Here is a 17835-nt window from a genome sequence, read left to right on the forward strand (position 1 = left end):
CCCGTGGAGCCGCCTACGGCTGGGTGAGCACCACGCACGACTCCGCGGGCACGTGCAGCCCGCCCTCCGCGTCCGGCGCGCCCACCGGCTCCCACGCCGCGAGCACCCGTGCCGGGCGGGAGCCGAGCGGGATCACCGCCGGTTCCTTCCCGAGGTTGACGGCCACGCACACGTCCCCGCGCCGGTAGGCGAGCCAGCGGGCCCGCTCGTCGTAGGCCACCTTGATGTCCCCGAGGTCGGGGTCGGTCAGGTCGGGCTGCTCGTGGCGGAGGGCGATGAGCTGGCGGTACCAGGCCAGCACGCGCGCGTGGGGCTCCCGCTCCGGCTCGGACCAGTCCAGGCAGGACCGGTCCCGGGTGGCCGGGTCCTGCGGGTCGGGCACGTCCTCCTCGGCCCAGCCGTGCGCGGCGAACTCCCGCCGCCTGCCCCGCCGGACCGCCTCCGCCAGCTCCGGGTCGGTGTGGTCGGTGAAGAACTGCCAGGGGGTGGACGCCGCCCACTCCTCGCCCATGAACAGCATCGGCGTGAACGGCCCCGTCAGCGTCACCGCCGCCGCGCACGCCAGCAGCCCGGGGGAGGCCAGCGCGGCCAGCCGGTCGCCCTGCGCGCGGTTGCCGACCTGGTCGTGGGTCTGGCTGTAGCCGAGCAGCCGGTGCCCCGCCACCCGCGCCCGGTCCAGCGGACGCCCGTGGCGCCGCCCACGGAACGACGAGTACGTCCCGTCGTGGAAGTACCCGCCGGTGAGGGTCTTGGCGAGCGCGGCGAGCGGGGCCCGCGCGAAGTCGGCGTAGTAGCCCTGCGACTCACCCGTCAGCGCCGCGTGCAGGGCGTGGTGGAAGTCGTCGCTCCACTGCGCGTGCAGCCCCATGCCGTGCTCCTCGCGGGGCGCGATCAGCCGCGGGTCGTTCAGATCGGTCTCGGCGACGAGGAACAGCGGCCTGCCCGACTCGGCGGCGAGCGTGTCCACCGCCGTCGACAGCTCCTCCAGGAAGTGGCACGCGCGCGTGTCGACCAGCGCGTGCACCGCGTCCAGGCGCAGCCCGTCAAGCCGGTAGTCCCGCAGCCACGCCAGCGCGCTGTCGACGAGGTACGCGCGGACCTCGTCCGAGCCGGGCGCGTCCAGGTTGACGGCCGAACCCCACGGCGTGTGGTGGGTGTCGGTGAAGTACGGCCCGAAGTACGGCAGGTAGTTCCCGGACGGGCCCAGGTGGTTGTGTACGACGTCCAGGACCACCCCGAGCCCCAGCGCGTGCGCCCGGTCCACGAACCGCTTCAGCCCCTCGGGGCCGCCGTACGGCTCGTGCACGGCCCACAGCGACACCCCCTCGTACCCCCAGCCGTGCCGCCCGGGGAACGGGCACACCGGCATCAGCTCCACGTGCGTGACGCCCAGTTCCGCGAGGTGGCCGAGCCGCTCGGCCGCCGCGTCGAACGTGCCCTCGCGCGTGTACGTGCCCACGTGCAGCTCGTACAGCACGGCGCCCGGCAGCGGGCGGCCGGGCCACTCGGCACGCCAGGCGTAGCGCTCCTGGTCGACGACGGCGCTCAGCCCGTCCGGGCCGTCCGGCTGCCGCCGGGAGCGCGGGTCGGGCCGCACGGGGCCGTCGTCCACCGCGAAGCCGTACCGGGTGCCGTCCCGCGCCTCCGCCTCGACGGTCCACCACCCCGCCCGCTCCGGATCCGGTCGCATCGCGCGGGTGACGCCCTCACACTGGAGCGTGACCCGGCTTGCCTGCGGTGCCCACACCTCGAACTGCACGGACGGTTCCCCTTCGTCTGCTCACCGTGATGTAGCCAGTCCATGGTGCTTGAAACGAGATCAGCCCGCCCGCGGATCATTTCTTTTGCACCCGGTGTCGTCAGGTACGGGTCCCGCACGCGCGCGTGGTGGGCCGGTCCCCGGTTTTCTGGACACCGGGAGTTCACTGACCGACAATCACCAGCGTGACGTCGTCCTTCGAGTTCCCCACGCCCCTCGCGCGGCCGTCCGACGCGGAACGCGACAAAGCGCTGAAGGTGCTGCGTGACGGCGTCGCGATGGGCCGTCTGTCGCACGACACCTTCATCCGGCGCATGGAACTCGCGCTCGCCGCCCGCCGCTCCGACGAGCTGGCCGCGCTCACCGCCGACCTGCCCAGCGAGGGCGGCCGGGTCTCCCGGCTGGTGTTCGGCACCGTCGAGGCCGTCTCCGGGTTCACCGAGCGGCTGCGCCGGGCCTGGCAGTCCGAGCGGCTGCCCAAGCTGCTGCTGCCGCACCCCGGCGCCTGCCACCCGCTGCGCATAGGCCGCGACCCCGTCAACGGCCTGCGGCTCACGCACGAGACCGTCTCGCGCGTGCACGCCGAACTCAGCCGCCAGGGCGGCCTGTGGGTGCTGCGCGACCTCGGCTCCACCAACGGCACGACGGTCAACGGACGGCGCGTCATCGGCGCCGCCGTCGTCCGCGAGGGCGACCAGATCGGCTTCGGCCAGATGCTGTTCCGGCTCGCCGCGGACTGAGGCGGAACGGTTCCCCGCGGCCCAGGGAGGGCGGGTCGTGGCGGTGTCGCGGGCCAAGTAGGGCGGATCGTGGTGGTGTTGACGTACACCCCAAGTCGTGACTGACTGTGCGTACACCACCCACACCAGGTGAACCGACGGCACCACTTCACGGAGGTGTGCCCTGCCGCCACTCCTCCGCTACCCGAGCGTCGACGAGCTGGGCGAGCAAGCGGCCGTACTCGTCACCCGGCATCCGCGTGACGCCCGGCTGCGCCGTGTGGGCACCTCCCGCGCGGGCACGCCCCTGTGGCTGCTGAGCGTCGGACACGGCAGCCGCCACGCCCTCGTCGTCGCCGGACCGCACGCCAACGAGCCGGTCGGCGGGGCGACCGCGCTGCGGCTCGCCGAGCGGGCGCTCGCCGACCCCGGGCTCACCGAGGGCGCCGACGCCACCTGGGACCTGCTGCTGTGCCTCGACCCCGACGGGCTGCGCCGCAACGAGGGCTGGCTGGCGGGGCCGTACGTCCTCGACGACTACTTCCGGGAGTTCTACCGGCCCGCCTTCCTGGAGCAGCCCGAGTGGCTGCCGCACGGCGCGGACGCCGCGGCGCTGCCGGAGACCCGGGCGCTGCTCGCGCTCCAGGACGAACTGAAACCCTTCTTCCAGTGCTCCCTGCACGGCGTCGACGTCGGCGGCGGCTTCGTCGAGCTGACCCGCGACCTGCCGGGCCTCGCCGCCCGGATCGCCCGCGCCGCGGCCCGCCTCGGCATCCCGCGCGAGCTGGGCGCCTACGACACCCTGTACTGGCCCACCCTCGGCCCCGCCGTCTACCGCATACCGCCGCCGCGCCCGAGCGGCCTGGCCGCCGCCATCACCGAGGCCGCCGTCGAGTCGACCTGGTACCACCCGCACCGCTACGGCACCGTCACGGCCGTCGTCGAGGCGCCGATGTGGGGCGTGCCCGCCGTCGAGGACGCCGCGCCGCCCGCCGACCCGGACGCGGCGCTGCGCGTGGTCAGCGGCACCCTGCGCCATGACACCCGGTTGCTGAAACGAATCCTCAAGCGGCTCCGCCCGCACACCGCCAGCACCGCGGACGCCGCCCGGCTGCTCGCCCCCGTCGACGACTACCTGCTCGTCTGCCCCGGCCTCGCCGACGCCTGGGACCCCGACACCGCCGACCGCGCCCATCCACTGCCGCCGCTGAGCACCGCCCACCTGACCGCCCTGCACATCGCCGGACGGCGGCTCGCGCTGCGCACCGCGGGACTGCTGCACCAGCTCGCCCGTGCCGCCGGGCGGGACGGCGCCGCCGTACGGCCCGAGCTCGACCGGCTGCTCGACCGGTGGTGCGCCGACCTCCACGACGGCTGCGGCGCCCGCTGGATTCCCCTCACGCGCCAGGTCGAGTACCAGAGTCGGGTGGTGCTCGCCGCGTTCGAACTGGCCGTACGGGGCGCTCCCGACGGGTCCCGAACGGGTGAGCCGGGGTGGGGCTCGGAGCCCGCCGTGCCGATGCACGAGGAATGACGTACACCACCACCACGGCGCGCGCGGTGCGCGGCGCCCTGCTGGCCGCCGCCGCCCTCCTCACCCTCGGCGCGGCGCCCCCGGGCCACCTCGCGGGCGACTGGCTCTACCTGACGCTCACCCAGGGCGCCGCACGGTCCGGCGACACGCGCGGCACGCTGCTGCTGTGCGACCCACCGCAGGGCCACGGGCGCGCCGCCGAGGCGTGCGGGCAACTCGCCGCGGCGGACGGCGACATCGGCCGCATCCCGCTGCGCGACGGCTACTGCGCGATGGTCTACGCGCCGGTGACCGCGCAGGCCCGGGGGCGCTGGCACGGCCGCCCGGTCTCGTACCGGGAGACGTTCGCCAACCCGTGCGAGCTGGCGGCGCGTACGGGGGCGGTGTTCGCGCTGGGGGCGGCCTGAGCGCGGTGGCCTGGGGTGGATCGAGGGCGGCGGTCCGCGCGGCGGCTGCCGGGCGGTGGCCCGGCCCGCTCGCGCGTGGGGCCGTCACCCGGCCCGCTCACGCGCCCGGAGGGCCGTCGCGACGACCGTGGCGGACTGGTGCTCCACCTGGTGCTCCAGCGGCACCCAGCGGGCCTGGAAGCGCTCGGCGAAGGCGTCGCTCCACGTCGTCACCAGCCGCTCCAGGCGCGGGGCCGCGCGGTCCTCGGTGCGGCGCAGCACCCGCAGCAGCATCGCCGCCGCCCGCAGCGGCAGCCGCCGCGCGAAGGCGTCCACGCTGCCGACGTAGGCCACGGAGTGCCCGGTGGGCGGCGTGTGCGTCCAGTCGGAGACCAGCCCCGGCACCAGGTCGAGCGCCCAGCGGGCGGCCCGTGGCAGCGGCCCCTCCAGGGCGTCGAGCCGGGTCCCCGCCTCGCTGAGCACCCGCTCCACCTCCCGCGCGTCCCGGCGCAGCCTGCGCGCCAACTGCCGCAGCGCCAGCGCCGGGGCCGGGTGCGGGGCGGGGTCGTTGACCAGGTCGCTCGCCCACATCGGCACCTCGACGACGGCGGTCAGACCGCCGTACCGGTGCACGTGGCACCAGGTGCTGTGCCGGGCGTCGTCCGGGAGGCTCGGGTACGGCACGCGCGGGTCCGCCTCCGGCATGACGTGCACGCCGGGCCCGGACACCGGCCAGTGCGCGGCGTCCGATGCGCCGGTCTCCACCGGGATGCGCAGCCGGGCCGCCGACCTGGCGAACGGTTCCGCTAGGCCGGGCACGTCCTTGGTGAGCTGCACCCAGCTCCCGCCCAGGTCGGTGCCGTGCAGGGTGACCTGGAGGTAGGGGCGCAGCTCGTCTATGAGGGCGGTCAGGGCGCGGGTCTCGGGCGGCAGCCGGTCGGGCGGGAGCACGGAGGGGGACCACTCCGGCTGCTCGGCGCTGACGGGGCGGTAGAAGCCGAGGTGGTAGTCGAGCAGGCTGCGGGGCGCCGGGGTGCGGTGCAGGCTCGCCCCGTCGGGGTCGGCGCACAGCAGGAAGTGCCAGGACGTCCCGGTCCGCAGGCCCCGCTCGTGCAGCACCCGCTCGGCCAGGGCGAGGAGGGCGGGGCCGCCGGTCGGCTCGTTCGCGTGCGCCCCCGCGACGACCAGCACGGCCCGCCGGGCGCGCCCCACCGACAGCAGGTGCAGGGGTCTGCCCGCGCGGGAGGCGCCGACCTGTCGGAAGGCGCACAGGTCCGGCTGCTGGGCGGCCAACAGGCGGGCGGACGCGATGAGTTGGGGTACACAGGGGTAGCGCGGCTCCAGCAGAAGACTCACCCCCGTCCGGCCCACCCGGCTTCGCTTCCGCAGTACCCCACGCCCGCCGTGCGCTGTCAATGACACGCCGGGGCGCCGCCCCGGGGCGCTTTGAGGCGCACACGGCGCCTCACCAGCGGACCCGCGCCCTTGGGGTGCCCCTCCTCAGTCCTGCGCGTCGTCCGAGCCGTCCGCCCGCTCCAGCAACGCCACCGGCAGCTCCTCGAACAGCTCCGCCACGCGCGCGTGCCCGGTGAACGCGCGGCCCGGCGTCAGCGTGTCCGTCCAGCGGCCCGGCGGCAGCGGCAGCACGGTGTCGCCCCAGCCACCCGCCTCCGCCAGCCGCAGCGAGAGCCGGGTCACCGCCGTGAGGGCCGCCCCGGAGCGGACGAAGGCGAGACAGTGGGCCGCGGCGGGCCCCTCGGCGGCGAGCGGCGCGTACGTCGCCGCGTCGCCGAACAGGTCGGGCCGCCGCCCGCGCAGCCCCAGCGCGGCCCGTGTCACCGCGCCCTTCACGCCGGTGTCACCCGGCGGGAAGGACACCGGCCGCCGGTTGTCCGGGTCGACCAGCGCCCGGTACTCGCCCTCCGTGCCCTGGTACAGGTCCGGCACCCCCGGCATCGTCAGGTGCACCAGGGCCGTCCCCAGCACGTTGGCCCGCACGTACGGCTCCAGCGCCTCCCGCAGCGCCGTCACGTGGGCGCCCGCCGGACCGCACGGGCCCGCCGCGACGAACGCCGCCACCGCGTCCTCGTACGGCGGCTCCTGCTCGGTCCAGCTCGTGAACAGCCCCGCCTCCCGCACGTGCTTCAGCAGCGCCCGCTGGACCCGGTCCGGCGCCGCGGGCCCGCCGAGCCCGAACACCGTCTGCCAGGCCGCCCACGCGAGCTGCGCGTCGGGGACGCCGTCACCCGCGCGGGTCACCTCCGCCAGCACGTCGGCCCACCGCCCGGGGCACTCCGTCAGCACCGCCAGCGCGGCCCGCACGTCGGCGCTGCGCTTGGTGTCGTGCGTGGAGGCCACCGTCCCGGTCAGCGGCCAGTCGCGCTGCACGCGCGCGCAGTACGCGTGGAACTCCTCCGGCGAGACGGCGGGCCGCCCTGGGTTCCCGCCCACCTCCGTCGCCGACAGCAGCGGCACGTACCGGTAGAACGCCGTGTCCTCCACGGACTTCGCCCGCAGCGCGGACGCGGTCTGCGCGAACCGGGTGCGCAGCTCCGTCTGCGCGGGCCCCTCCCCGTAGCGCCCCAGCAGAAGCCCCCGTACGACGTCCACCGCGCCCGCCTCCTCGGGCACCACGAACGCCAGCCGCGCCTCCGCCGCCGCCTCCTCCGTCAGGACGGTCGCCGCGTCGACGGAGGGGTACGGCCGGTACACCTCAAGGCGGACCAGCAGCTCCCGCAGCGCCGCGTGCAGCGCCCACGGCGCCCTGTCGCGCAGGGCGGGGTCGGGCGAGGTGGCGCAGAGCCTGCCCGCCACCCGCGTGAGCCGGTCCACCTCGGCGGCCAGCTCGTGCTCCAGCACCCGGTACGCCGCCCGCCGCACCGTCGCCTCCCAGTGCCCGCCCCGGTCGGTCTGCGGGGCCGCGAAGCGCCGGTACTGGCCGAGGAGTTCCCCGGCGCCCGCGGGGTCCGTGAACACCCCGTCGACGTGCCGCAGGGCGTCGTAGCCGGTGGTGCCCGCGACGGGCCAGGCGGCGGGCAGCCGCTCCCCGTCGGAGAGGATCTTCTCCACGACCGTCCACCGCCCGCCGGTCGCCTCGTGCAGCCGCTGCAGGTAGGCGTCCGGGTCGGCGAGCCCGTCGGGGTGGTCGATCCGCAGCCCGTCGACGACGCCCTCGCGCAGTAGCTGGAGGATCTTGGCGTGGGTGGCGTCGAAGACCTCGGGGTCCTCCACCCGCACCCCGATCAGCTCGGAGATGCTGAAGAACCGCCGGTAGTTCAGCTCGGTGCGCGCCAGCCGCCACCACACCGGCCGGTACCACTGCGCGTCAAGGAGCTGCGGCAGCGGCAGGTCCTCGGTGCCCTCGCGCAGCGGGAAGGCGTGGTCGTGGTAGCGCAGGACGTCCCCGTCGACGCGCAGGGCGCCGATCTCCGCGCCGAGCGGCCCGCCGAGCACCGGCAGCAGCACCTGCCCGCCCTGCGCCTCCCAGTCGATGTCGAACCACCGCGCGTACGGCGACTTCGGGCCCTCCCGCAGCACCTCCCACAGGGCGGGGTTGTGGCGCGGGGCCATCGCCATGTGGTTGGGCACGATGTCCACCACCAGACCGAGGCCGTGCTCCCGCGCGGTGGCCGCCAGCGCCCGCAGCCCGTCCTCGCCGCCCAGCTCGCCCCGCACGCGCGCGTGGTCGACGACGTCATAGCCGTGCCCCGAGCCGGGCACGGCCTCCAGGACCGGCGACAGGTGCAGGTGCGACACGCCGAGCGAGGCCAGGTAGGGCACGGCCGCCGAGGCCGCCGCGAACGGGAACTCCGGCCGGAGCTGGAGCCGGTAGGTGGCCGTGGGAACGGCGGGGTCATGTCGCTCAGGGGTCATGGAATGTCACGTACCCGTCCCGCCGCCTTTCGTGTCATCACCCCGGCGTGCACCCCCTCCACTGGCCCACGCGAGCGCCTCGCGGGGGCGCCTCACGCGGGCCGCTGGAGCACCGTCAGGCTCCGGTCCACCAGCGTCAGCCGGTCCCCGGCGGCCACCTTCGGACCCGTGCCCGGCGGCACCCCGTCCGTGCGGGCGGTGTCGACGACGACCTGCCACTGGCGGCCGTGGTTGACCGGCACCACGAACTCCAGCGGCCGGGGCGCGGCGTTGAACATCATCAGGAAGGAGTCGTCGGTGATGCGCTCCCCGCGCGGTCGGGCTCGGAGATCGCGTTGCCGTTGAGGAACACCGTCAGCGCCGACGCCCGCGCCGACTCCCAGTCCCGCTGGGTCATCTCCTTGCCCTCCGGGGTGAACCAGGCGATGTCGGACAGCTCGTCGTGGGTGCCCTCCACCGGACGCCCGTGGAAGAACCGGCGCCGCCTGAGGACCGGGTGGTCCTTGCGCAGCCACACCATCGCCCGCACGAAGTCCCGCAGCCCCGGCACGTCGATCCCGTCCGGGGACTCCGCCTCGTCGGGCGACGGCCACCGCACCCACGCCAGCTCGCTGTCCTGGCAGTAGGCGTTGTTGTTGCCGCGCTGGGTGCGCGCGAACTCGTCCCCGTGGCTGATCATCGGCACGCCCTGGGACAGCATCAGCGTGGCGAGGAAGTTGCGCATCTGGCGGGCGCGCAGCTCCAGCACGGCCGGGTCGTCGGTGTCGCCCTCCACGCCGCAGTTCCAGGACCGGTTGTGGCTCTCGCCGTCGCGGTTGTCCTCGCCGTTGGCCTGGTTGTGCTTGTCGTTGTAGGAGACCAGGTCGTGCAGGGTGAAGCCGTCGTGGCAGGTGACGAAGTTGATCGAGGCCAGCGGCCGCCGCCCGTCGTCCTGGTAGAGGTCGGAGGAGCCGGTCAGCCGGGAGGCGAACTCCGCGAGCGCCCGCGGCTCGCCCCGCCACAGGTCCCGTACGGTGTCGCGGTACTTGCCGTTCCACTCGGTCCACAGCGGCGGGAAGTTGCCCACCTGGTAGCCGCCCTCGCCCACGTCCCACGGCTCGGCGATCAGCTTCACCTGGGAGACCACCGGGTCCTGCTGCACCAGGTCGAAGAACGACGACAGCCGGTCCACCTCGTGGAACTGGCGCGCCAGGGTGGCGGCGAGGTCGAAGCGGAACCCGTCGACGTGCATCTCGGTGACCCAGTAGCGCAGCGAGTCCATGATGAGCTGGAGCACGTGCGGGGAGCGCATCAGCAGCGAGTTGCCGGTGCCGGTGGTGTCCATGTAGTAGCGCGGGTCGTCGGCGAGCCGGTAGTACTGCGGGTTGTCCAGGCCCCGGAACGACAGCGTCGGGCCCAGGTGGTTGCCCTCGGCGGTGTGGTTGTAGACCACGTCGAGGATGACCTCGATGCCCGCCTCGTGCAGCGCGCGCACCGCCGACTTGAACTCCAGCACCTGCTGCCCGCGGTCGCCCCAGGAGGCGTAGGCGTTGTGCGGGGCGAAGAAGCCGATGGTGTTGTAACCCCAGTAGTTGGCCAGGCCCATGTCGACCAGCCGGTGGTCGTTGACGAACTGGTGTACGGGCATCAGCTCCAGCGCCGTCACCCCGAGCCCGGTGAGGTGCTCGATGACCGCCGGGTGCGCGAGCGCCGCGTAGGTGCCGCGCAGCTCCTGCGGCAGCCCCGGGTGGCGCATCGTCAGGCCCTTGACGTGCGCCTCGTAGATCACCGTCTCGTGGTACTCGGTACGGGGCCGCCGGTCGTCGCCCCAGTCGAAGTACGGGTTCACCACGACGGACGTCATGGTGTGCGGGGCCGAGTCCAGGTCGTTGCGCCGGTCGGGGGCGCCGAAGTGGTACCCGTAGACCTCCTCGCCCCACTGGATCTCCCCGCTGATCGCACGCGCGTACGGATCGAGCAGCAGCTTCGCGGAGTTGCAGCGCAGCCCGCGCTCGGGGGCGTACGGGCCGTGCACGCGGTAGCCGTACCGCTGCCCCGGCATGACGCCCGGCAGGTACGCGTGCCGCACGAACGCGTCGCTCTCGCGCAGTTCCACCGCCGTCTCCGAGCCGTCGTCGTGCAGCAGACACAGCTCTACTCGGTCCGCGCTCTCCGTGAAGACCGCGAAGTTGGTCCCGGCGCCGTCGTACGTGGCGCCGAGTGGATATGCCTCTCCAGGCCAGACCTGCATGGATACGACTCTTCCAGGTGTGCCGCGCCCCGGGTGGCGCCTTGGCTTCGAGTCTCCCCCAAAGTGAGGGAACCACCCCTGTCCCGCGCCCCTCTTACCGGACGCCCCACGCATACGCCGTATGCCCAGACCATGGGGCGAGATCACGTACTCCCGTCAGACCAACGAGGAGTAGGGGGAAGATGTGCGCAGAGCACTGCACCGCCATCTCGGGAAGATAGTGGCCGGAGCGGCCATCGCGGTGGCCGGGACCGCCGTGATGGCCGCCGTCACGCTGCCGGGCCAGGCGGACGCCGACGACACCGCCACGGGCGGCCAGACGGCCGGGGCTTCGGTCCCCGGCCAGGGACAGGCGGCGGCGCCTCCAGCCGTCGTCGAGGAAGCGCCACCGGAGGGCGAGACGGGCACGGGCGGCGACCCGCTGACCGAGGACGAGACCGAACGCGTCGTGGACCTCGCCCTGAACCGCCAGCTCCGCACCGCCGCGGAGGACGTCGAAGGGGACCGCGGCCCCCAGCGCCTCGGCGTCGAACTCGCCGAACCGGAACCCGGCGAACTCGACACCCAGGACGCGCCCCGGCGCGCCGACGTCACGTTCTACGACTACGCCGACGACACCCTCGTCACCCGCACCGTCAACCTCGACACGGGCGACGTCGAGCACAGCGCCAGCCAGCGGGGCGTCCAGCCACCGGCGACCCGGGAGGAGAACACCGAGGCCGCCCGGCTGCTGATCGCCGACCCGCTGGGCGCGGGCCTGCGGGCCGACTACCGGGACGCCACCGGCAAGGAACTCACCTCACCGGACCAGCTCCTGCTGAACGCCATGGTCTACAAGGCCACGCCGGGCGCCCAGCCCGCCGTCCTCGACGACTGCGGCACGCACCGCTGCGTACGGCTGTTCCCGAAGGTGCGCAACGGCCCGTGGATCGACGCCCGGGACTTCGTCATCGACCTGAGCGCGCACCGCGTCGCGAGGCTGAACCGCGACTGACGTGGCCCCTCCGACCCGGTCCACTTTTCCAACTCACTCCTTATAGGAGTCACTTCGTCATGCCCAAGTTCGTCATGCTCAAGAAGGACACCCGCGCCCGTACCCGCGCCGCCGGTACGGCCCTCGCCCTGGCCGCCCTCGCCGCCGGTGCCACCACCGGCGCCGGACCGGCCGCCGCCCGCCCCGCGCAGGGCCCCGCCGCGGCACCCACCGCGGCCGCCGAGTGCAGCGAGGCCCACCGCATCGAACAGAAACTCAGCACCGGCACCACCTGGCGCATGTGCTGGCGCTACCACAAGGACGCCGGACTCGTCCTGGCGGACGTCTCCTACCAGCCGCCCGGCGAGACCAGCCCCATCAAGGTCCTCTCCGCCGCGAGACTCAGCCAGATACACGTCCCCTACGACGACGGCCAGAACGAGTACCAGGACCTCACCCAGGCGGGCTTCGCCCAGGGCCTGATGGAACTGAAGCCAGCCGAATGCCCCGGCGGCACCCTGAAGACGGTCAAGGTCCCCAACGCCTGGGACCCCAGCCGCGCGCAGGTCAAGGGCCTGTGCACCACCACCCGCTCGCGCGGGCACGCCTACCGGATGCAGGGCGACGCCGCGAACAAGGTCTTCCAGAAGCAGGGCAAGGACCTGCTGGTCTACACCGTCAACCAGACCGGCTGGTACGAGTACATCACCGAGTGGCGGTTCCAGGACGACGGCACCATCTCCATGAACGTCGGCGCCACCGGCTCCCTCTCCCCGTTCGACTACGACGCCGGGGACGGCCACGGCTGGCCGCTCGGCGAGGGCGCCAAGGACTACGCCACCAGCCACAGCCACAACGTCTTCTGGAAGCTCAACTTCGCCCTGGACGGCTCCTCCAAGGGCCGCGTCGAACAGTACGACTCCAAGGTCACCCCGCCCGCGCGCGGCGGCGAGGGCCCCCGCAACACCACCACCCGCACCAAGGTCACCAACGAACTCGCCGGGGACGCCAAGAACATGCGCTGGTGGCGCGTCGTCAGCGCCACCGGCAAGAACAAGGACGGCCACAAGCGGTCGTACGAGATCGTCCCCGGCCCGTCCGCCAAGTACCCCGGCCGCGCCTACACCCGGCACGACGTCTACTTCACCGAGTACGACAAGTGCGAGCAGTTCGCCAGCGACAACCTGGGCGCCTGCCCCGCCGGACACGGCAGGTCCGTGGACAAGTGGGTCGACGGACAGCAGCTCAAGCGGCCCGTGGTCTGGGTGAACGTCGGCTTCCACCACGTCGCCCGCGACGAGGACCAGCAGCCCATGCCGGTCCACTGGCAGGGCTTCACGCTCACCCCGCGCGACGTCACCGCTATGAATCCGCTCACTCCCGCGGAGCTGGCCGACCAGAACGGGGCTCCCGAAAACGGTAGTTGAGCAACGACCCTGCGCATCCTGCTGCACCGCCGACCGCTCCCGGAGTACCCTTCCTTGATCGTTGAGACGGGGAGTGCCCGGGGGAGCGGAAGGCGGTGCGCGGGTGGGCTCGGGAGGGCTGGAGCTGCCCCCTGGTGACGAGGGTCACGAGGGTCACTCCACAGACGTCCCGCCCGGCACGGTGTCGCTGGCCCGGCCGATGGAGACCCACTCCATCGGCCCGGAGCTGGACTGGGACGCCGAAGCCTGGCACGAAGTGCACACCCGCGCCCAGCGCGCGGGCCGGGCCTACATCTGGCTCAACCTCGTCGAACAGCGGCTGCGCGCGGTCGTGGCCGCCATACTGCGCCCGATCTACGAACCCGTCCACGGCGACGAGTGGGTGGTCGCCGCGGCCGGACCGGCCGGACAGGAGTGGGTGCAGCGCGCGGTCGCGGTCCGCGAGGTCAGCCGCCGCAAGGGCTACCTGCTCGACCCGGCCGACGACAACGTCCTCAGCTTCCTCACCCTGCCCCAGTTGCGCGAGCTGATGGTGCAGCACTGGCCGTGCTTCGAGCCGTACGTCGACGACCGCCGCGACGTCGAACTCGCCCTGGACGAGCTGGAGGTCACCCGCAACGTCGTCTCCCGCAACCGGGCCCTGTCCGAGGCCGTCCTCGCCCAGGCGGAACGCGCCTCCGCCCGGCTCCTGGAGATCCTCGGCGCGGGCAGCGACGTGCCCTCCGCGCGCCGACTGCCGGTGGACGCCGTGGAGGACCTGGTGGGCGACCGGTACGCCGACGTCGTCGCCGTCCACCCGGACCGGGTGCGGCTGCTGCGGCAGTTCCCCGCCGAGGACATCTTCGGGGGCGCCCGCCGCATCGACGCCTTCGGCATCGGCCTCAACCTGCTCGTGCAGAACTTCTCCGGCCGCCGCCTGGTCCGCCTCGCGGAGGCGGGCTGCCGGGTCCGCCTGCTGTTCCTCAACCCGGCCTCCAGCGCGGTCAAGCGCCGCGAACGCGAACTCGGCATCAAACGGGGCGAACTGAGCCGCGCGGTGGAGATGAACATCCTCCACATGCGCCGCGTCCGCGCCCGGCTGCGCGACCCGGACGCCTTCCAGATCCAGGTCTACGACGAGACCCCGCGCGCCACCGCCTACCTGGTCGACGGCGACGGCTCCGACGGCATCGCGGTCGTGCAGTCCTATCTGCGCCGCTCCCGAGGGATGGAGGCGCCGGTGCTGGTCCTGCGCGGCGGCAGCAAGGTGGTCAGACCGGGCGACCAGCACGACACGGGAGAGGTGGGACTGTTCGCCACGTACCGGGAGGAGTTCGAGGTGACGTGGGCGGATTCCCGCCCTGTGTCCTGAATGTTCCGCCGGTGCGCGCCCGGTGCGCGCCCGGCGTTTTCCAGGGGCCTCCCCGGCGCTTCTCCGCGGCTGATCGGAAGGCGATCCTCCGATTGTCAGTGGCGCATGGGAAGGTGGAGATCACTGGGGGAGAGCACCACCAAGAAGGGGGGCCACCATGGGCTGGCACCAGGAGCTGCTGATCGGCTTCGACCTGGAGACGACGGGTACCGACCCGCACGAGGCGCGCATCGTCACGGGAGCCGTGATCGAGGTGCGGGGCGGACAGGCCCTGGGGCGCCGGGAATGGCTCGCGGACCCGGGAGTGGAGATCCCGGCCGACGCGGTCGCCGTGCACGGCATCAGCAACGAGCGCGCGGCCACCGAGGGCCGCCCCGCCGACCAGGTCGCCGACGCCATCGCCGACGTCCTCGTGGGCTACTGGAAGACGGGCGTCCCGGTCGTCGCCTACAACGCGGCCTTCGACCTGACCCTGCTCGCCGCGGAACTGCGCCGCCACGCCCTGCCGTCCCTGCGCGACCGCCTGGGGGGCGTGGACCCCGCGCCCGTCGTCGACCCGTACACCATCGACCGCCAGGTGGACCGCTACCGCCGCGGCAAGCGCAACCTCGAAGCGGTCTGCGCCGAGTACGGCGTCACCCTGGACACCGCCCACGACGCCACCGCCGACGCCCTCGCCGCCGCCCGTCTGGCCTGCGCGATAGCCACCCGCCACCCCAAGGTCGCCGCCCTCGGCCCGGCGGAGCTGCACCGCCGCCAGATCGAGTGGTACGCGCGGTGGGCGGCGGACTTCCAGGACTTCCTGCGCCGCAAGGGCGACCCGGGCGCGGTGGTCGACGGGACGTGGCCGGTGCGGGAGCTGGTGGGCGAACGGGCCTGAGCGCCCTTCAGGCGCCGGACGGATGCCGTGAAACCAGAAGGCAGACCAGAAGGCAGACCAGAAGGCAGACCAGAAGGCAGACCAGAAGGCAGACCAGAAGGCAGACCAGAAGGCAGACCAGAAGGCAGACCAGAAGGCAGATCAGGAGGCAGATCAGGAGGGCCACCTCAGAAGGGGTACCAGCGCACCGATCCGTCCCCGTCCCGCAGTGACGCCACCCGGCGCCGGAACTCCGCCAGCGCCTTGGGGTTGCCCGGCGCGTGCTGGGCGACCCAGGCGCAGCTCGCGGTCTCCCGGGCCCCGCGCAGCACGGCGCAGCCGTCCCAGTCGCGGACGTCCCAGCCGTAGGCCGCGGTGAAGGAGTCGTAGGCCGCGGCGGGCAGGCCGTAGCGGTCACGGGAGAGCGCCATCACCACCAGGTCGTGTTCGCGCAGGTCGGCGGAGAAGGTCTCCAGGTCGACCAGGACGGGGCCGTCCGGACCGACGTGGACGTTGCGGGGCAGCGCGTCGCCGTGGATCGGGCCCGGCGCGAGGTGGGGGGTCAGCGCCGCCGCGGCCGCCGCGAAGCCGTCGCGGCGGTCGCGCAGATAGGCGGCGTCCGCGGGGTCGATCGCGGCACCGGCGAGGCGCAGCCACCGCTCGACGCCGCTCAGCAGGTTGCGGGGCGGCAGTGCCAGGGCGGGATCCGACGGCGTGGGCAGCGCGTGCACCAGCCGCAGCAACTCCGCGAGGTCCCGAGGCTCCGCCTCCCGTACGGCGTCCGGCAGCCGGTGCCACACCGTCACCGGGTGGCCCTCGACGAGCGACGCCTCGTCGGCCGCAGCCCGCACCGCGGGGACGCCCGCCCCGGCGAGCCAGTGGGCGACGCGCAGCTCGCGGCGCGCCCGGTCCAGGAGTTCGGCGTCCCGGCCCACCTTCACGACCAGGTCACCGGCGGCGAACACGGCGTTCTCGCCCAGGGCGAGCAGCCGGGCCTCCCGCGCCGCCGCGCCGGGCAGCACCTTCGCCGCGGTGAGCGCGTACCGCGCGCGTGCCTCGTCCATCGTCCGCCTCGCCTCCGGGGTCTGTGGTCACACGTCGCCGGTCAGTCTCGCAGTCCCGCAGGTGGGGAGGGGGGTCGGGGCGCCTCGCCCGAATTAGATTGCACGAGACGTCTCGTCTCGCCTACCGTCGTCCCCATGACAACCCCCACCCACCCCGCCCGTCCCGCCCACATCGCCATGTTCTCCATCGCCGCCCACGGCCATGTGAACCCCAGCCTGGAGGTGATCCGCGAGCTGGTGGCGCGCGGGCACCGGGTGACGTACGCGATCCCGCCCGCGTTCGCCGAGAAGGTCGCACGGACCGGCGCCGAGGTACGGACCTGGCACTCGACGCTGCCCGGCCCCGACGCCGACCCGGAGGCGTGGGGCTCGACGCTGCTGGACAACGTGGAGCCGTTCCTCGACGACGCGATCCAGGCACTGCCGCAGCTCGTCGCCGCGTACGAGGGCGACGAACCCGACCTCGTGCTGCACGACATCACGTCCTATCCGGCCCGCGTCCTCGCCCACCGCTGGGGCGTGCCCGCGATCTCCCTCTCTCCCAACCTGGTCGCCTGGGAGGGGTACGAGCAGGAGGTCGCCGAGCCGATGTGGGAGGAGCCGAGGAAGACCGAACGGGGCCGGGCCTACTACGCCCGCTTCCACGGCTGGCTGGAGGAGAACGGGATCACCCTGCACCCCGACGCCTTCGCCGGCCGCCCCGACCGCTCCCTGGTGCTGATCCCGAAGGCGCTCCAGCCGAACGCCGACCGGGTCGACGAGCGCGTCCACACCTTCGTCGGCGCCTGCCAGGGCGACCGCGCCGCCGAGGGGGAGTGGGTCCGGCCCGCCGACGCCGAGAAGGTGGTGCTGGTCTCGCTCGGGTCGGCGTTCACCAAGCAGCCCGGCTTCTACCGGGAGTGCGTGCGGGCCTTCGGCGAGCTGCCGGGCTGGCACACCGTGCTCCAGGTCGGTCGACATGTCGACCCCGCCGAGCTGGGCGACGTGCCCGCGAGCGTGGACGTGCGCTCCTGGGTCCCCCAGCTCGCCGTGCTCCGGCAGGCCGACCTGTTCGTCACGCACGCCGGGGCGGGAGGGAGCCAGGAGGGCCTGGCCACCGCCACGCCGATGATCGCCGTACCGCAGGCGGTGGACCAGTTCGGCAACGCGGAGATGCTCCAGGGGCTGGGCGTCGCCCGCTACCTCCCCAAGGAGGAGGCGACGGCGCACGCCCTGCGCGAGGCCGCGCTCGCCCTGGTCGACGACCCGGCCACCGCCCGCAGGCTGAAGGACATTCAGGCCGAGATGGCCAAGGAGGGAGGCACCCGGCGGGCCGCGGACCTCATCGAGCGCGAACTGCCGGGCTGACCCGGTCCGTGGCGGTGCCGGGCCTACGCCGCCTGGTCCCAGTGGTCCGGGTGGGTGTCCTCCTCCGGGGGCCGCTGGGCGGCCTTCTCCCGGGCGCGCAGGACGGCCCAGGTGAGGGCGGCGAGGCCGGTGAGGTACCAGGGCAGGGGCCAGACCGCGGGCCACCAACCGGCCCGCGGGGCGAGGAGGAGGTCGGTGGCGGCGGTGGCCATGCCAGCGGCGAGGCTCCAGCACAGCAGGCGGCCGGTCCATCGGGCGGCACAGGAGGCGGACGCGCGTCTGCCAGGCGTACTCATCGAGGAAGGCCCTTCAC

General features: G+C 73.8%; 12 protein-coding genes and 2 pseudogenes. 8 read left to right on the top strand and 6 right to left on the bottom strand.

Annotation, left to right across the window (positions count from 1 at the left end):
• Positions 1–13: 13 nt before the first annotated feature.
• Positions 14–1759: a malto-oligosyltrehalose trehalohydrolase gene (treZ, locus tag ACFQZ6_RS27975; protein WP_381614216.1), complete on the bottom strand. Its 1746-nt coding sequence runs from the start codon at positions 1757–1759 to the stop codon at positions 14–16.
• Positions 1760–1944: 185 nt separating this feature from the next.
• On the opposite strand from treZ, the gene ACFQZ6_RS27980 reads away from it, so the two are divergent.
• The 3 genes from ACFQZ6_RS27980 (at position 1945) to ACFQZ6_RS27990 (ending at position 4419) form a co-directional block, all read left to right on the top strand.
• The gene (locus ACFQZ6_RS27980) at positions 1945–2499 is read left to right on the top strand and encodes an FHA domain-containing protein (RefSeq protein WP_381614219.1); all 555 of its coding nucleotides are present in this window, start codon (positions 1945–1947) and stop codon (positions 2497–2499) included.
• A gap of 163 nt (positions 2500–2662) precedes the next feature.
• Positions 2663–4012, top strand: a complete 1350-nt coding sequence (locus ACFQZ6_RS27985) for a M14 family zinc carboxypeptidase (protein WP_381618697.1) — start codon at positions 2663–2665, stop codon at positions 4010–4012.
• Positions 4009–4419, top strand: a complete 411-nt coding sequence (locus ACFQZ6_RS27990; RefSeq protein WP_381614222.1) for an SSI family serine proteinase inhibitor — start codon at positions 4009–4011, stop codon at positions 4417–4419. The genes ACFQZ6_RS27985 and ACFQZ6_RS27990 overlap by 4 nt, the downstream gene beginning before the upstream one ends.
• Positions 4420–4503: 84 nt before the next feature.
• On the opposite strand, the gene ACFQZ6_RS27995 is transcribed toward ACFQZ6_RS27990, so the two are convergent.
• From ACFQZ6_RS27995 to glgX, 3 genes and pseudogenes are all read right to left on the bottom strand, one after another.
• Positions 4504–5754 (bottom strand): M14 family zinc carboxypeptidase, encoded by a 1251-nt coding sequence (locus ACFQZ6_RS27995; protein ID WP_381614225.1) that lies wholly within the window; start codon positions 5752–5754, stop codon positions 4504–4506.
• 144 nt (positions 5755–5898) lie between these two features.
• Complete coding sequence (treY, locus tag ACFQZ6_RS28000) at positions 5899–8271, bottom strand: malto-oligosyltrehalose synthase (RefSeq protein WP_381614228.1); 2373 nt, start codon at positions 8269–8271, stop codon at positions 5899–5901.
• Positions 8272–8363: 92 nt separating this feature from the next.
• Positions 8364–10501, bottom strand: a pseudogene (gene glgX / locus ACFQZ6_RS28005) (glycogen debranching protein GlgX).
• Positions 10502–10685: 184 nt separating this feature from the next.
• On the opposite strand from glgX, the gene ACFQZ6_RS28010 reads away from it, so the two are divergent.
• From ACFQZ6_RS28010 to ACFQZ6_RS28025, 4 genes are all read left to right on the top strand, one after another.
• Complete coding sequence (locus ACFQZ6_RS28010; protein WP_381614231.1) at positions 10686–11495, top strand: Tat pathway signal sequence domain protein; 810 nt, start codon at positions 10686–10688, stop codon at positions 11493–11495.
• Positions 11496–11554: 59 nt separating this feature from the next.
• Positions 11555–12901 (top strand): copper amine oxidase, encoded by a 1347-nt coding sequence (locus ACFQZ6_RS28015; protein ID WP_381614234.1) that lies wholly within the window; start codon positions 11555–11557, stop codon positions 12899–12901.
• A 103-nt stretch (positions 12902–13004) separates the two neighbouring features.
• Positions 13005–14252, top strand: a complete 1248-nt coding sequence (locus ACFQZ6_RS28020; protein ID WP_381614237.1) for an SAV2148 family HEPN domain-containing protein — start codon at positions 13005–13007, stop codon at positions 14250–14252.
• 157 nt (positions 14253–14409) lie between these two features.
• Positions 14410–15132 (top strand): 3'-5' exonuclease, encoded by a 723-nt coding sequence (locus ACFQZ6_RS28025; protein ID WP_381614240.1) that lies wholly within the window; start codon positions 14410–14412, stop codon positions 15130–15132.
• Positions 15133–15299: 167 nt separating this feature from the next.
• Here ACFQZ6_RS28025 and ACFQZ6_RS28030 read toward each other — a convergent pair whose 3' ends face one another.
• On the bottom strand, positions 15300–16175 hold the full coding sequence (locus ACFQZ6_RS28030; protein ID WP_381614242.1) for an aminoglycoside phosphotransferase family protein: 876 nt from the start codon (positions 16173–16175) through the stop codon (positions 15300–15302).
• 23 nt (positions 16176–16198) lie between these two features.
• Here ACFQZ6_RS28030 and ACFQZ6_RS28035 point away from each other — a divergent pair.
• A pseudogene (locus ACFQZ6_RS28035) lies at positions 16199–17522 on the top strand (glycosyltransferase).
• Between the two features lie 23 nt (positions 17523–17545).
• On the opposite strand, the gene ACFQZ6_RS28040 reads toward ACFQZ6_RS28035, so the two are convergent.
• Positions 17546–17818: a hypothetical protein gene (locus ACFQZ6_RS28040; RefSeq protein WP_381614244.1), complete on the bottom strand. Its 273-nt coding sequence runs from the start codon at positions 17816–17818 to the stop codon at positions 17546–17548.
• Positions 17819–17835: the final 17 nt, after the last annotated feature.

Source organism: Streptomyces flavalbus (assembly GCF_042674625.1).
In the GTDB taxonomy this organism is placed as follows: Bacteria; Actinomycetota; Actinomycetes; order Streptomycetales; family Streptomycetaceae; genus Streptomyces; species Streptomyces flavalbus.

Excerpts from the sequence above, each read along its gene's own strand:
- ACFQZ6_RS27990 (WP_381614222.1), top strand. The coding sequence starts at position 4,009 with ATGACGTACACCACCACCACGGCGCGCGCGGTGCGCGGCGCCCTGCTG.
- treY (WP_381614228.1), bottom strand. The coding sequence starts at position 8,271 with ATGACCCCTGAGCGACATGACCCCGCCGTTCCCACGGCCACCTACCGG.
- ACFQZ6_RS28015 (WP_381614234.1), top strand. The coding sequence starts at position 11,555 with ATGCCCAAGTTCGTCATGCTCAAGAAGGACACCCGCGCCCGTACCCGC.
- ACFQZ6_RS28025 (WP_381614240.1), top strand. The coding sequence starts at position 14,410 with ATGGGCTGGCACCAGGAGCTGCTGATCGGCTTCGACCTGGAGACGACG.
- ACFQZ6_RS28030 (WP_381614242.1), bottom strand. The coding sequence starts at position 16,175 with ATGGACGAGGCACGCGCGCGGTACGCGCTCACCGCGGCGAAGGTGCTG.
- ACFQZ6_RS28040 (WP_381614244.1), bottom strand. The coding sequence starts at position 17,818 with ATGAGTACGCCTGGCAGACGCGCGTCCGCCTCCTGTGCCGCCCGATGG.